Raw genomic sequence first — 15008 nt, forward strand, 5'->3', positions numbered from 1 at the left:
CGGCAGCGCCGTTCATCGTCGCCGATGCCGGCGAAAGCGGCAGGCGCGGCGACGAAGCCGCGTTGTCAGCGAATGTCGACCTGATACTGGAATGTTTCAGCAGCACCGCGCGTGGCGCGCCATTCAATCGGTGTCCCGGCAAAATCGGATGCTACACGCTGCACGAGGATTACCGGGCTGCCAACCTCGATGCGCAACAGCGCTGCATCAGCTTCCGTGGCTTTTTCGACGTTCAGAATCTCGGTGGCGGACGCCACGATTTGCCGGCAGAGCCGCTCGTAGAGCGGATACAGCAAGTCTTCAAAATCGCCGAGGGGCAGTGTCGCCAGTCCTTCGAAGCGGCTTCGAGGAAGCCATATTTCTTCCGACAATACCGCTTCCCCTTCAATCAGCCGCACTCGCGAGAGATGAAGAGTCTTCTCGGTCGCCTTCATCTGCAGGGTTGAGCGAATTGTCTCGTTCGGCTTGACGACTTCGCGCCTGAGCACCTTCGCCGTCGGCCGGACCGGTTTGCCGTCGACTGACTTGAACCGGAAGAATCGGAACAGCGACGAATCGAATCGCGGGCGCCGGACAAAGGTCCCCTTTCCCTGAGTGCGGGTGAGCACCCCGTCTGCCACCAGTAAATCAATCGCCTTGCGGAGGGTTCCGGTCGATACGTTATAGAACTGACTAAGCTCAGCCTCCGTGGCGATGGCCTTTTCAGGTGACCACTCGCCCTCTGCAATACGGCGCACAAGGTCGTCGCGCAACTGCTGGTATCGGGGCAAGCGACCGTCCGGCTTACCTGAGAGCGATTGCATATCCATGATTCATATAGTTGTTCACAGGAATAGTGACTGTACAACATCTGCGGGAGCGAGGGTAAATCCTCAATGACAACCTCATGGATGAGCTTAAACTAAACATATAGTCATATACATGAATATATGAATTGACCTGTGGAGATGACGATGTTCACCTGGTACAAGCGAGGAACACCCCTCGAGCGCAGCACCTTCTGGGGATGTTTCGCCGGTTGGGGCCTCGATGCCCTCGACGTGCAGATGTTCACCCTGGCAATCCCGGCAATCATTGCAGCCTATGGCATCGACCACACCCAGGCGGGCGCCATCAGCGGCGTGACACTGGTGTCATCGGCAATGGGCGGCTGGTTGGCGGGCGCCTTGTCCGACAGGATTGGCCGGGTTCGCACGCTGCAGATCACGATCTTGTGGTTTGCGGGGTTCACTTTCCTTTGTGCCTTCGCCCAGAGTTTTCCTCAACTGCTGGTCCTGAAGGCCCTGCAAGGATTCGGGTTCGGTGGAGAGTGGGCCGCGGGCGCGGTGTTGATGGCCGAAACCATCCGCACGGAGCATCGCGGCAAGGCCATGGGCGCAGTGCAGAGCGCGTGGGCTGTCGGTTGGGCCGGCGCGGTGCTGTTGTACGCTGCCGCCTTTTCATGGTTGCCGTCAGACACGGCGTGGCGCGTCATGTTCGGCGTTGGCCTGCTGCCCGCGCTGCTCGTCCTGTACGTGCGTCGCAATCTTCGCGAACCCGTGCGCGTCGCCCCGTCTCGGGCTGAACCAGCGGTTTCTGTGTGGGCGCAAATCGCGCAGGTGTTTCAGCCGCGTGTCATCAAGACTACGGTTATCGGCGCGATTCTGGGCACGGGCGCCCACGGCGGGTACTACGCCATCATGACCTGGTTGCCGACCTTCCTCTCCAAGGAGAGACATCTGTCGGTCCTGAACACGGGTGGCTATCTTGCCGTCGTCATCGTCGCTTTCTGGTGCGGCTGTATGGCGAGCGCTTACCTGCTCGACCGTATCGGACGCCGGCGCAACATCGCATTCTTTGCGTTCTCATGCATCGTCACCGTGCTCGCCTACGTGATGCTTCCGTTGAGCAATACGCAGATGCTTGTGCTTGGCTTCCCGCTAGGCTTTTTCGCCGCCGGCATCCCGGCCAGCCTGGGCGCGCTTTTCAACGAGCTCTATCCTGCGGACATGCGCGGGACAGGCGTCGGCTTTTGCTACAACTTTGGCCGCATCGCTTCGGCGGGTTTTCCCGTGCTGGTCGGGTACATGAGTCATTCGATGTCGCTGGGAACAGCGATCGGTATCGATGCGGCAATTGCGTACGGGCTGGCGATGGTTGCCGTGTTGCTGCTTCCCGAAACGCGCGGCAAGCGGTTGCGGCCGACTGCGGTCGAGCAGGCTTCGCAACCGGTCGCGGATGTCGATTTCGCGCTTGACCATCCCCGGAGCCAGCGATGATTCAGGCACGACCCATTGCGCGGCCTGATCTGCCGCGCGTTGACACGCATGCGCACGTGTTTGCAAAAGCACTGCCGCTCGCGGACGAGCGGCGCTACGCACCTGACTATGACGCAACGCTGGATGCCTACCGAACGCTTCTGGACGCGAGCGATATTGGACATGCCGTGCTGGTCCAGCCAAGCTTTCTCGGTACCGACAACAGCTACCTTTTACAGGCGCTGACGAGAGACCGGACCCGGCTGAGGGGAGTGGCAGTCGTTTCGCCCGATATTTCGGAAGACGACCTCGCGCACCTGAACAGCCAGGGTGTTACAGGCGTGCGTCTCAACCTTGTCGGGCAGACGCTCCCCGATGTCAGTGCGGCACCCTACGCGACGCTATGGCGGCGCTTGTCAAATCTCGGCTGGCATGTGGAGCTGCACAGGGAGGCGTTGGACCTGGCGCCGCTGATCGACTCCTTGCTGGATGTGGGCTTGCCTGTCGTCGTGGACCATTTTGGCCGCCCTGCTCAGGACAGCGGAACCAGCGACCCGGGGTTCAAGGACCTGCTGGCGCTTGGCCCTTCAGGTCGCGTGTGGGTCAAGATCTCGGGCGCCTATCGTTGCTCAAAGCCTGGCTCGAATTTTATGCGCGATGCCACGGACCAACTGATCAACGTATTTGGCGCCGAACGCCTGATGTGGGGCAGCGACTGGCCACACACGCAGTTTGAACACGCGACAGATTTCAGCCAGACGCTTTCCGCGCTGCTGGACTTAGGTCTCACGCCCTCGCTCGTCGATGCAATCCTGTGCTCGACCCCGCACTCGTTTTACGGGTTCGACGAAGAGCCCACAAGCGACATCGTTCCGACAACACCGATTTCGCAACTCACGTCCTGACCTTCTACTCCCCCGCAGCCTGCTCGCGCATGCGACGGGCTTCGTCGCGCAGGAACTGCTGGTAATCGTCCAGATCGCCGTCGAAGGGCTCGACGCCTCCCTTGGTGACAAGCCAGAACTCGTCACACACAGCGCGCAACAGCGACCGGTCGTGACTGACCAGCATCACCGTGCCTTCGAATTCGTTGAGTGCCATGCCTAGCGCTTCGCGTGTGGCCAGGTCGAGGTGGTTGGTCGGCTCGTCGAGCAGCAGCAGATTGGGGCGCTGCCACACGATCATGCACAACACGAGCCGCGCCTTTTCGCCGCCGCTCATCGTGCTGACCGCCTGATGAACCATGTCGCCACTAAAGTTGAAGGTGCCGAGGAAGGTGCGAAGCGATTGTTCGGTGCCGCTCTGGCCGGGGGCACGCATGTGCGCAGGCGTGTCCTTGGCAAGGCGGATCATGTGTTCCATCGGCGTGTCGAGGGGACGCAGCACGTCGAGTTCCTGCTGCGCGAAGTAGCCGATGTTCAGGCCTTTGCCTTCGCTGATTTCGCCGGCGATCGGCGCCAGCTCGTGCGCCACGGTCTTCACCAGAGTGGACTTGCCCTGGCCGTTGGCACCGAGAATGCCGATGCGCTGCCCGGCCAGCACGGAGCGGTTGATGCCCCGCACGATGACCGTCGGCGGCGTGCCCGGCGGTGCGTCGGTGGGCGCCGCGTAGCCGAAGCTCGCGTCCAGCATCGACAACAATGGGTTCGGGACGTTGAGCGGCTCCTTGAACTCGAAGGTGAACTCCGCATCGGCAAGCACCGGTGCGATCTTCTCCATGCGTTCGAGCGCCTTGACCCGGCTCTGCGCCTGCTTCGCCTTCGAGGCCTTCGCCTTGAAACGGTCGATGAATTTCTGCAGGTGGGCGATCTTGTCCGCCTGCCTCGCCATCGCGGCCTGCTGCAACAGCAGTTGCTCAGCGCGCATGTCTTCGAACTTGCTGTAGTTGCCGCCATAACGCACGAGCTTGGCGTTGTCGACGTGCACCGTCACTTGCGTCACCGCATCGAGGAACTCGCGATCGTGGCTGATCACGACCATGGTTCCTTGATAGCGCTTGAGCCAGGCTTCCAGCCAGACGAGCGCGTCGAGGTCGAGGTGATTGGTCGGCTCGTCGAGCAACAGCAGGTCGGACGGGCACATGAGCGCGCGCGCCAGTTGCAGCCGCATGCGCCAGCCGCCGGAGAAACTGTTGACCGGCTGGCTGAGCTGCGCGGCACTGAAGCCAAGGCCGAGGATCAGCGCCTGGGCACGCGCGGGGGCGTCATGTGCGCCGGCGTCGTGCAGGGCCATGTAGGCGTGCGCCATGCGCATGCCGTCGTCGCTGGCCTCGGCGGCGGCTACTTCGGCCTGCGCGGCCAGCAGTACGGTGTCACCGTCGATGACGAAGTCGGTCGCACTCTGCTCGGTCTCCGGCATCTCCTGCGCGACCTGGCCCATCTTCCACGCAGCGGGAATCGAAAACTCGCCACTGTCTTCGTGCAGCGTGCCGTTGAGAAGGCCGAAGAAGGACGATTTGCCGGCGCCATTGCGGCCCACAAGGCCAATCTTTTCGCCGGGGGTGAAGGTGACGGACGCGCTATCGAGTACGACATTGACGCCACGGCGCAGCGTGACATTACGGACGGAAATCATAAGGAGCTACTTCGGAGAGGATAGGCATGATAGCCCACTAGACGTGCAGGGCTGTTTCTTTTCTGGCTGGATGGGTGAGGAACCGCTTGCGCTTTGCGGCGCCCTTAGGCCGCAAAGCGAGGCGGGCAGTGGCGCGGCGGGCGTTCAGGCTGCGGGGTCAGCGAATAGACGATGAGTGACGGGTCCTGGCCGATAGCACCAGCGCGGCGAGCGCTTTTTCGAGCGGACGTCGGACTCTTTAACGACGGCTTTCCGGCGGCCGGGGCGAATGCGTTCCCCGACAAATAACCGTTGCTCGCAGCTGAATAAAATGCGTCATTCCCCGCCCGTTTTGGTTTGCAAGCCGCCGTAGGCAGCATGTTCGGCCGAAGGGTGTCTATGGTTTGCCAACTGCCGGCATGCTTCTAGAACTGTTTCCGTGCCCATGTCGCGCGATGCCTTGGGCGCATAGCTCACGGCGCAGAGGTCGCATCGTACCCCAACAGTGACAGCGGCATCGATCATGTCGACGCAAGCGACGATCGCGTGGGAGCATGCCTCATCAAGGACCATCGCTGCCTGCTAAGTTCCGCTGTCGTGTCTGCAAACTTATTACAGATTTGAGACCTGACGTCAGTGAGCAACTCAGCCGCTCACCCGCCACCCGAATCGCTCATGCTCCCCCTGGCTCCGCACGGCCTCCGAGCCTGCATCGGTTCTCGGTCGCGAATATATTGAGTTGGCGCAGCACATTTGCATCGAGGGCCACGGTGCACCCGGGTGTTCAAATTTGCGCTTCTATCGCCCCTACGCATTTCCAGACCAGCGATATCGTCGTGATCCTGTCGATGAAATGCGGCAGTTTCGGTCGAGCCGCCGTGTGGTGCAGAATTTGTAGTTGCCCCGAGGGGCAATCGGGTTGCCCGAACTACCTATGGTGCGGGTTGCGTGTCTGTGAGAAAACGGTGTCACTGGCAGGCAGGCGATCCTCTATCGCAAAGGTGCAAAACCTTTCTTGATCATCGCGGGCGATCCGAGCTGGGACGTCCTGGCGGGCGTTTGCCGAACGACTCAGGATTCGACACGTGCTCGTCTGGATGTGTGGAGGAGCAAGGCGTACTCGATAGGGCCCCATCCGCACACGCTTCGTCCTTCATGTTTAGTTGCCAAGGTTTAAAGGATCGACACTCTGGCAAACGTTGAGGCAGCCGCCTTCAACTGGCGCGGCGTCGCTGTAGCCGTACGAGATTCAACTCACTTCGAAGGGTACTCACTTGGGCCCGGCATTGATTGATTCTTAGGGAAACGTAATGAAAACAGGAACATGCTTTACGGCACTCGCGAAACCGGCGCAACGCGCGCCCTTCGCCCTGGTAGCGGCGGCCCTGTTGAGTGTTGCGATCAATGCGCCCGCCCAGACCAACTCGCAGCAAGCATCCAAGCCGAACATCGTATTGATCGTGGGAGACGACGTTGGTTGGGGTGATTTGGGCGTGTACGGGGGCGGCGAGGGGCGTGGCATACCGACGCCTAATCTCGACAAGATGGCCGACGAAGGCATCACCTTTTTCGATTTCTATGGCCAGCCGAGTTGCACGCCAGGCCGAGCAGCGCTGCAAACCGGTCGTAATCCGAACCGCAGCGGCATGACGACAGTTGCATTCCAGGGACAAGGCGGCGGCCTGCCGCATGCCGAATGGACGCTGGCCTCAGTATTGAAGCTCGCCCACTACAACACGTATTTCACGGGTAAATGGCATCTTGGCGAAGCGGACTATGCGCTTCCCAATGCGCAAGGTTATGACGACATGAAGTACGTCGGCCTATACCACCTTAACGCCTACACGTATGCGGATCCAAAATGGTTTCCCGACATGGACCAGCAAACGCGGGACCTGTTCGTCAAGGTAACCAAGGGCATGCTGTCGGCCAAAGCAGGTGAAAAGGCGCATGAGGATTTCAAGCTCAATGGCGAGTATGAAAACACGCCCGAAAAAGGCGTCGTCGGCATTCCGTTCGTGGATCGTTACATCGAAAAGGCGGCACTCGACGATATAGACGATGCCGCGCAAAAGGGACAACCGTTCTTCATTAACGTGAACTTCATGAAAGTTCACCAACCGAACCTGCCCGATCCTGACTACATCGGTAAGTCATTGTCCAAGTCGAAATACGCCGATTCGCTTGTCGAACTCGATGCGCGAGTTGGCCATATCCTCGACAAACTGCGCGAAAAAGGGCTCGACAAAAATACGCTCGTCATATTCACGACGGACAACGGCGCGTGGCAGGATGTCTATCCCGACGCAGGTTACACGCCGTTCCGGGGCACCAAGGGAACCGACCGGGAAGGCGGCTCGCGCGTGCCGGCCATCGCCTGGTGGCCCGGCAAGATTCAGCCGCACACGCGCAACTATGACATTCTGGGCGGCCTCGACTGCATGGCTACGTTCGCGGCGGTTGCGGGCGTGGACCTGCCGAAAAACGATCGCGAGGGCAAGCCCATAATCTTCGACAGCTATGACATGTCGCCCGTTTTGTTCGGCACGGGAAAGAGCAAGCGTACATCGTGGTTCTATTTCACGGAGAACGAACTGACGCCGGGTGCCGTGCGGGTTGGCCAGTTCAAGGCCGTGTTCAATCTGCGGGGTGACGCTGGCGTGAAAACAGGTGGCCTTGCCGTCGACTCGAATCTCGGCTGGAAAGGACCGGAGAGTTACGTCGCAACGGTCCCGCAGGTGTTCGATCTGTATCAGGACCCTCAGGAACGCTACGACATCTTCATGAACAATTACACCGAGCACACCTGGACGCTGCCGACGCTCAGCGGAGCAGTCAAGGAAATGATGAAGACTTACGTGAAGTATCCGCCGCGCAAACTGCAGAGCGAATCGTATTCGGGGCCGATCACACTGAGCGAGTACGAAAGGTTCCAGTACGTCCGCGACCAGTTGCAAAAGAACGGCTTCGAGATCCCGCTGCCGACCGGCAACTGATGATGCGTTGTGGGCTTCCGGACACTCACGTGCCCCATTGTCCGGAAGCGGCAATGCGCAGGTGGCGACCGACTTGACGGAGAAGTTAACCATGCGTTGCAGCGAAAAACGATCGCGCTCGTGGCGATGGTGGCTTCGGCTTACGGGTCTATGCCTATGCACGTGCTCTTTGCTGAGCGCATGCGCGGGCCACGGCACGCCGCCAGCGGAGACCTCGCGTCAGACCGTCTCTGTTCAGCCGTCGGCTGCTGCATTGCCATCGTGGAACGACGGTGCGGCGCGTATCGCCATCCTCAGATTCATTGCCGGCGTTACTCGCGAAGGTTCGTCCACATACGTGCCGCCCAGCGAGCGTATAGCGGTTTTCGACAACGACGGCACGCTCTGGAGCGAGCAGCCCATGCCGTTTCAGTTGTCGTTCATGATCGAGAAACTGAAGGCCGTCGCGCCTCAACATCCGGAGTGGAAGAACACGCCCGCATACCAGGCGCTGCTTGCGAACGACACCGCCGGAATTGCGAAGAACAGAAAAGCGTTCTTGCAGATGGTCGCGGTCGCCAACAGCGGCATGACAACCGACGAATACGACGCGGAGATACACAGCTGGCTGGCCGGCGCGAAGCATCCGTCACTCGGTCGTCCATACACGCAGCTCGTGTATCAACCGCAACTTGAGTTGCTCGATCTTCTGCGAGCCAGCGGTTTCCAGATCTGGATCGTTTCCGGGGGCACTGCGGAGTTCATGCGCGTGTGGGCAATGGACGCTTACGGCATCCCGCCGGACCATGTGGTGGGCACCCAGGAAAAGTTGTCGTATCAGGTGCGCGACGGCAAGCCCGTGCTGATCCGTCAACCGGGTTTCGATTTCAACGATGATGGTCCTGGTAAGCCTGTCGGTATTTTTCGCGCTATCGGTCGTCGGCCGATCCTTGCCTTCGGCAATTCCGACGGCGATCGTGAAATGCTTGAATACACGGCGGCCGGATCCGGCGCCAGGCTAGCGTTGCTCGTGCATCACGACGATGCGCAGCGCGAGTTTGCCTACGACCGGCAATCATCGCTTGCCAGGCTCGACAAGGCGTGGGACGAAGCCCTCGCGCGCGGCTGGATAGTGGTCAGCATGAAACAGGACTGGAAGACAATCTTTCCCGCTGCGAAAGCGGGCGCGACGCAATGACAGGGCCGATTCACCGGATAAGACCGATACGTGGAGAAATGGCGTGCATAGTCTCGACGACGTAACAGCAGAGCGGCCTGTAACTTTTTTCCCGACGCGGCCGTCGAATGCGGAACTGGAACCCACGGCACCCGAACAGAAGGGCCGGTTCCACACAATGGCCAAGCCAATCGGCTCGACATGCAATATCGATTGCACGTATTGTTACTACCTTCACAAGGAACATCTGCTCGATCAGCATCGTGGCCGCCGGATGGAACTCTCTATGCTCGAGTGTTATATCCGGCAATACATCGAAGCGCAAAATGGCGACGAGATCATCTTTTCCTGGCAGGGCGGCGAGCCGACCATGCTCGGCATTGAGTTCTTCCGGGACATCGTCGAGATTCAGAAGCGCTATGCGCCCGAAAACCGCCGCATTTCGAATGATCTCCAGACCAATGCAACGCTGCTTGACGACGACTGGTGTCTTTTCCTGAAAGAGAACGACTTTCTGGTAGGCGTAAGCATCGACGGGCCTCGTGAACTACACGACACCTTTCGCGTCGATCGTAAAGGTCAGCCCACTTTCGACAAGGTCATGCGAGGCATCGGGCTGCTAAAAAAACACGGCGTGAAATTCAACACACTGACGGTTGTAAATCGTGTCAATGCAAAACGGCCTTTAGACGTGTACCGTTTTTTGCGTAACGAGATCAACTCGACTTACATCCAGTTCATTCCCTGCGTCGAGCCAAAGAATTTCCATACGGTCGCGCCACAGCATTGGCAGATAGATTCGATGCCGATGCTGGGAAGCACGGCGGCGAAGCCGGGCCATGCCGATTCGGTTGTGACTGACTGGTCGGTCGATCCCGACGATTGGGGCTATTTTTTGTCGCGAACGTTCGACGAGTGGTACAGGAAGGATGTGGGTCGCGTGCTGGTCAATCTATTCGAAACTGCAGTGGTGCAGACGATGGGCAGGCCCGCACAAACCTGCGTGACCGCTGAGTTTTGCGGCAAGGCATTGGCCATCGAGCACGATGGCGAAGTCTATTCGTGTGACCACTACGTGTACCCGTCCTACTCGCTCGGGAATATACACAAGACGCACCTTGGCGAGATGGCGTTCTCGGCTCGGCAGCAGAGTTTTGGCTACGCCAAGCGAGATTCGCTTCCCGCGTATTGCGCGCAGTGCAAACACCTGAAACTGTGCTGGGGCGAGTGTCCGAAGAATCGTTTCGTGCGCAGTCCGGCTGGCGAGCCGGGATTGAACTATCTTTGCTCCGGAATCCGTCGCTTCTACGATCATGCGGGACCTGCTATCAGACAGTTGGCGAAGCAGTCCGCGGCCTAAATTAGATAAACAATTGGTGTTTGGACGCACTGCCACATTGTTACGCCAGACTCATCGACCCAGCGTCGCTGTTGGCCTCTTGACCAATCGGTCATGACACGGCATGGCCGTTCCGCCCCGATACCCGTCGTTGGAACCAGGAGCGCGTGATCGTCCGTAGTGGGACGGCTACGGAAGCTCGGTTGTCGTCCAAGGAACTCCCCTTGGGGCCGGCTATGTACGCCCGGGTTCGGCCAAACACGCGCAGCCGTCCGATCCCGTAGCGCGGATCGCCAACAATCGCTGCCTGCCATTTGCGAATGTGCACATCACGGTAAGCGGAGTCGCCTCAAATCTTGCCGCGCCTCTTGCAAGCGCAACTGCTTCTGGTATTGCAGAGGACTTGTTCTCGTGATGTTGCGGAAATGCTGACGGAACGTCGACAGACACATGTGTGCTTGCGCGGCCACGATCTCATCGACAGCCGGCATTGCTGGTCTTGTCTTTTGCAGCGACTATGCCGCTGCAAAATCTGGAGTCGAAGGATGGATGGAGTCGCTTGCGCAGGAGATTGCTCCCTTGTGCATCCGATAATCCGTAACGGGAACACCCAGTGTGATCCACAAGACGCTACGGCTAGCGGAGCTAGATTGCAACGCAACCGCCATCAACGAACGCCCTTTGATCGAAGAACGTAAAGATGGGTAACTCAAAACCAGTCATGCCAACGCCTGCTTTTCATGTCGAACATATGCAAGACTAAACTTATGCGGCTTCCCCCTCGGAGCAGACAATGCCCCAGTGGCTTCTCGAACCACCCAGGGCATCTACTCCACCACGCTCTAGGGTCGTGGCCCGGCGGAACCGTCGCAATTTAGACCGTTCTGACGGCCTATGTTACCCAGATACTGCGAGAGCCCTTTAACGTAATCGTTCACTGTCATACCGGCTTGAGCCTCCGGGCCGGGTGCACAGGCGCCGATAATTCCGCCGTGTACGTTCTTCATGGTTTGACGATCCAACGTCTCGACCTTGGATAGGTCCTGGATTGTGAGGGTAGTCATGGCAACGCTCCTGATAAGCACGTTTAGCTTGGTTTGAGCAGTTTGGCTTGCTCGTCCAACGTATTGCAATCATTGCGCCAGTTGGTCGAACATCATGAATAAACGAGCAATGACGCATCAGCACTAGCCGTGGCGTCCGCGACCCCACGGGCGTCTGGAAAAGGTGGATGGCTTTTAGCCAACTTCGAGCCGACTTCGAGCTGTATCTGTTGGCCCGGTGACGACATTTCGTGGCTCATGCTCAAGCGCTACCTGTCAAACGCTCAAGTCCGCGGAATCGAAGCCTTGGTAGCGGCCGAATGCGCGCTTCTCATCCACCGAGAACATGTCTGCGCCGCGCAAATCAGACGGCAACCGCTAGAATTGCGGCTTTAGCCCGGAATACGCCAATGTCTTTTGCTTCGCTTGGCCTGATCGATCCCTTGCTGCGTAACTTGCAGGACCTCAATTACCAGACACCTACGCCGGTGCAGGTCAAGGCGATTCCCGCCGTGCTCAGTGGCAATGACGTCATGGCTGCGGCACAGACCGGCACTGGCAAAACGGCGGGTTTTGCGCTGCCGCTGTTGCAACGGCTAGTGCAGCACGGCCCGGCGGTGTCCAGCAACCGCGCGCGTGTTCTGGTGCTGGTGCCCACGCGCGAACTGGCCGAACAAGTGCTGCAAAGCTTTATCGCCTACGGCAAAGGTCTCGACCTACGATTTCTGGCCGCCTACGGCGGTGTGAGCATCAACCCGCAGATGATGAAGTTGCGCAAAGGCGTGGATGTGCTCGTTGCCACGCCGGGCCGTTTGCTGGATCTCAATCGCCAGAACGCAGTGCAGTTCGATCAAGTACAAACGCTGGTGCTGGATGAAGCCGACCGCATGCTGGATCTGGGGTTTGAGCGTGAACTCAACGCGGTGTTTGCCGCATTGCCCGCTCAGCGCCAGACCCTGCTGTTCTCAGCCACGTTTACCGATGATATCCGCACCATGGCGGCGGGCATTTTGCGCGGCCCGGTCAATATCAGTGTCAGCCCACCCAATGCCACGGCCAGCAAGATCAAACAGTGGGTGGTGCCGGTGGATAAAAAGAACAAGCCTGAGCTCTTCATGCACCTTGTGGCCGAGAACAACTGGGAGCACGCGCTGGTGTTCGTCAAAACCCGCAACGGCGTCGATTACCTGGCGGCCATACTGGATGAAGCGGGCTATTCGGTCGACACCATCCACGGCGACAAGCCGCAACCCGCGCGCCTGCGTGCGCTGGAGCGCTTCAAGACGGGCGAAGTCAATATGCTGGTAGCCACCGATGTGGCTGCGCGCGGGCTTGATATCGACAACCTGCCGCTAGTGATCAATGTTGATCTGCCGATCGTGGCGCAAGACTATGTGCACCGTATTGGCCGTACCGGCCGAGCGGGCGCCAGCGGCGTGGCGGTGTCCCTTGTGTGTGCCGATGAAGCGCCGCAACTGGCCGCGATTGAAGCGCTGATCCGGCAGACTCTGCGTCGTGCAGAAGAGCCGGGCTTCGAAGCCGAACACCGCGTGCCGCAAACTAGCGCGACGGGGGAGATCATCAAGAAACCCAAGAAGCCGAAGAAGCCCAAAGTGCCGCAAACTGCGCCGGGCGCCCTGCAGATGCCCAGCAAGAAACCGCGCCCGCAAACTGGCGAAAGCAAACGCAAGCCTGCGGCGCAACGCGCTGTGGCCACGAATAAAGGCACAAGCTTGTCCAGCAATAGCCCATTCAGCGTGCAAAAGCCGCGCAGCAAACCCGCCAGCAAGCCAGCTGCGGGCTCACGTAAGCCGGCTGGCAAACCCGCTGGTGGCCGCGGCAAACGCTAATCCTGATCAGGTGGGGTGAGTGATGCCGGCAAGATATGACGGCAGACTGAAAAGGGCTATACGTCGTTCTGATCACAATCGCCAAGGGACAAATGCCCACCGGCGCGCCGCTCTCGGGCGCCATCGTTAGCGACAAGATCTAACGGGCGCCGTAGCAGGGCGCAGAGAAGAACGGACCAATCAGGCACGAGTGAACCTACCGTCACACCCGTTGTGCAAAGCAGCAGGTACGGCGAAGCTGATGAAGCTGATCGATTCACCGCACCGCGTCAAAATCACTCGGGATTTGCGCCGTTATTCGAGTAATTCGTTGCGCGATTCGCCTGCGGAAGTCCCGATCATGGGCATTGTGCGGGACAAGGGAATGCCGACCGCCATGGAGCCAACTCGCCAATCGTATCGACCACATCTTTCTTCGATCCGGCGCTCGCAGTCACGCCACCCATTGCTGCACCGCTTCTTGACAACGACATCATTAGACGCGCCATCCTTCAAAGCGATATTCTGACTCCACGCCGCCACGTTATCTAACCCACGCGGAGGCGAACACTGCCGTCGATGCAACACCAGGCGCAATCGACGCGATCACAAACGCACTTGCCACAAGCAAGCGCCTGATCCACCCCGAGGAGACATAAAATGAAAATCGCCGTACCAAAGGAAATCAAAACGCAGGAGTACCGGGTTGGTCTGACGCCGGTGTCGGTCGCCGAGCTGGTTCGACATGGCCATAGCGTCGCGGTCGAAAAAAGCGCGGGCGAAGGATCAGGCATTGCTGACAGCGACTACGTCAAAGCGGGTGCGAGCATTCAGGATTCGGTCGAGCGTCTGTGGAAAGAGGCGGAGTTGATCGTCAAGGTCAAGGAACCGCAGGCGATAGAGCGCGCACGTTTGTCCCGTGGCCAGATCCTGTTCACGTACCTGCACCTCGCGGCCGACGCCGATCAGACCGCCGATCTGATCAGGAGCGGCGCGACCTGCATCGCGTACGAAACAGTGACCTCGCGTTCAGGCGGTTTGCCTTTGCTGACACCCATGTCGGAGGTGGCGGGCCGGCTCGCGCCACAGGCGGGCGCGCGTTGCCTCGAAAAATCGATGGGTGGCCGCGGTGTGCTGCTTGGCGGTGTGCCCGGTGTGCCGCCGGGAGAGGTGCTGATTCTGGGCGGCGGCGTGTCCGGCACGCACGCGGCGACGATTGCACTCGGCATGGGGGCGAGGGTGACCGTGGTCGACCGGTCCGCCGACGTTCTGAAGCGTCTGACAGTGCAGTTCGGCAGCGCGATCCAGACGGTCTTCTCGGTGCAGGCTCAAGTCGAGGAACTGCTTGAACGGGCCGATCTCGTGATCGGTTGCGTGCTGCTGCCCGGCGCGGCGGCGCCGAAGTTGATCAAGCGGGACATGTTGGCGCGCATGAAGCCAGGTTCGGTGATTGTCGATGTCGCGATCGATCAAGGCGGCTGCTGCGAGACCTCGCGTCCGACAACGCACGACGCGCCAACGTACGTCGTCGACGGCGTGGTGCACTATTGCGTGGCGAATATGCCGGGCGCGGTGGCAAGAACGTCGACGTTCGCCTTGAACAACGCCACGCTGCCGTTCGTGGTCGACATCGCGAACAAAGGCTGGAAGCAGGCATTGCTCGACGATGTGTACCTGCGCCCCGGCCTGAATGTGCATGAAGGGCGGCTCACCTGCAAACCGGTCGGCGACGCGTTGGGGATAGATAGCTGGGAGGTCAGTGAGGTGCTCGCAGCCTGAGTAGCGCCTGCCTGGTAATCCGAGGGCAATCTTTTTCCGGGACGGTCGCAACAGCGTGCGGCCTCTCCGGACTTTC

General features: G+C 59.6%; 11 protein-coding genes. 9 read left to right on the top strand and 2 right to left on the bottom strand.

The features are described from left to right. Positions 1-65: 65 nt before the first annotated feature. Positions 66-809, bottom strand: coding sequence for a GntR family transcriptional regulator (locus tag ACFSNN_RS09420; RefSeq protein WP_208949544.1), 744 nt, complete (start codon positions 807-809; stop codon positions 66-68). A gap of 144 nt (positions 810-953) precedes the next feature. Here ACFSNN_RS09420 and ACFSNN_RS09425 point away from each other — a divergent pair, with 144 nt between their 5' ends. Both ACFSNN_RS09425 and ACFSNN_RS09430 read left to right on the top strand, forming a co-directional pair. Continuing rightward, positions 954-2258 carry an MFS transporter gene (locus tag ACFSNN_RS09425; RefSeq protein ID WP_134460960.1) on the top strand — a complete coding sequence of 435 codons (1305 nt, stop codon included), beginning with the start codon at positions 954-956 and terminating at the stop codon, positions 2256-2258. Next, positions 2255-3142: an amidohydrolase family protein gene (locus tag ACFSNN_RS09430; protein ID WP_134460957.1), complete on the top strand. Its 888-nt coding sequence runs from the start codon at positions 2255-2257 to the stop codon at positions 3140-3142. The genes ACFSNN_RS09425 and ACFSNN_RS09430 overlap by 4 nt, the downstream gene beginning before the upstream one ends. Before the next feature lie 4 nt (positions 3143-3146). Here the strand turns inward: ACFSNN_RS09430 and ACFSNN_RS09435 are convergent, their stop codons facing one another. Continuing rightward, a complete protein-coding gene (locus ACFSNN_RS09435; protein WP_134460954.1) occupies positions 3147-4811 on the bottom strand; it encodes an ABC-F family ATP-binding cassette domain-containing protein in 1665 nt (554 codons plus the stop codon). A gap of 1289 nt (positions 4812-6100) precedes the next feature. Between ACFSNN_RS09435 and ACFSNN_RS09440 the strand changes: the two genes are divergently transcribed. The 7 genes from ACFSNN_RS09440 (at position 6101) to ald (ending at position 14932) form a co-directional block, all read left to right on the top strand. Continuing rightward, positions 6101-7786, top strand: coding sequence for an arylsulfatase (locus ACFSNN_RS09440; protein WP_134460951.1), 1686 nt, complete (start codon positions 6101-6103; stop codon positions 7784-7786). Positions 7787-7877: 91 nt separating this feature from the next. Next, the gene (locus ACFSNN_RS09445; RefSeq protein WP_134460948.1) at positions 7878-8963 is read left to right on the top strand and encodes an HAD family hydrolase; all 1086 of its coding nucleotides are present in this window, start codon (positions 7878-7880) and stop codon (positions 8961-8963) included. Between the two features lie 157 nt (positions 8964-9120). After that, a complete protein-coding gene (locus ACFSNN_RS09450; protein WP_134465514.1) occupies positions 9121-10302 on the top strand; it encodes an anaerobic sulfatase maturase in 1182 nt (393 codons plus the stop codon). 429 nt (positions 10303-10731) lie between these two features. Next, positions 10732-10875, top strand: coding sequence for an SDR family NAD(P)-dependent oxidoreductase (locus ACFSNN_RS09455; protein ID WP_134460945.1), 144 nt, complete (start codon positions 10732-10734; stop codon positions 10873-10875). Between the two features lie 859 nt (positions 10876-11734). Further along, positions 11735-13174, top strand: coding sequence for a DEAD/DEAH box helicase (locus tag ACFSNN_RS09460; RefSeq protein ID WP_134460942.1), 1440 nt, complete (start codon positions 11735-11737; stop codon positions 13172-13174). Positions 13175-13415: 241 nt separating this feature from the next. Beyond that, the gene (locus tag ACFSNN_RS09465; RefSeq protein ID WP_134460939.1) at positions 13416-13682 is read left to right on the top strand and encodes a hypothetical protein; all 267 of its coding nucleotides are present in this window, start codon (positions 13416-13418) and stop codon (positions 13680-13682) included. 131 nt (positions 13683-13813) lie between these two features. Then, positions 13814-14932: an alanine dehydrogenase gene (gene ald / locus ACFSNN_RS09470; RefSeq protein WP_134460936.1), complete on the top strand. Its 1119-nt coding sequence runs from the start codon at positions 13814-13816 to the stop codon at positions 14930-14932. The last annotated feature ends 76 nt before the right edge of the window (positions 14933-15008 follow it).

This window comes from Paraburkholderia dipogonis (assembly GCF_042680985.1).
Classification (GTDB): domain Bacteria; phylum Pseudomonadota; class Gammaproteobacteria; order Burkholderiales; family Burkholderiaceae; genus Paraburkholderia; species Paraburkholderia phytofirmans.

Coding starts and splice junctions, on each gene's coding strand:
- ACFSNN_RS09420 (WP_208949544.1), bottom strand. CDS start 809: ATGGATATGCAATCGCTCTCAGGTAAGCCGGACGGTCGCTTGCCCCGA.
- ACFSNN_RS09425 (WP_134460960.1), top strand. CDS start 954: ATGTTCACCTGGTACAAGCGAGGAACACCCCTCGAGCGCAGCACCTTC.
- ACFSNN_RS09430 (WP_134460957.1), top strand. CDS start 2,255: ATGATTCAGGCACGACCCATTGCGCGGCCTGATCTGCCGCGCGTTGAC.
- ACFSNN_RS09435 (WP_134460954.1), bottom strand. CDS start 4,811: ATGATTTCCGTCCGTAATGTCACGCTGCGCCGTGGCGTCAATGTCGTA.
- ACFSNN_RS09440 (WP_134460951.1), top strand. CDS start 6,101: ATGAAAACAGGAACATGCTTTACGGCACTCGCGAAACCGGCGCAACGC.
- ACFSNN_RS09445 (WP_134460948.1), top strand. CDS start 7,878: ATGCGTTGCAGCGAAAAACGATCGCGCTCGTGGCGATGGTGGCTTCGG.
- ACFSNN_RS09450 (WP_134465514.1), top strand. CDS start 9,121: ATGGCCAAGCCAATCGGCTCGACATGCAATATCGATTGCACGTATTGT.
- ACFSNN_RS09455 (WP_134460945.1), top strand. CDS start 10,732: ATGTGTGCTTGCGCGGCCACGATCTCATCGACAGCCGGCATTGCTGGT.
- ACFSNN_RS09460 (WP_134460942.1), top strand. CDS start 11,735: ATGTCTTTTGCTTCGCTTGGCCTGATCGATCCCTTGCTGCGTAACTTG.
- ACFSNN_RS09465 (WP_134460939.1), top strand. CDS start 13,416: ATGAAGCTGATCGATTCACCGCACCGCGTCAAAATCACTCGGGATTTG.
- ald (WP_134460936.1), top strand. CDS start 13,814: ATGAAAATCGCCGTACCAAAGGAAATCAAAACGCAGGAGTACCGGGTT.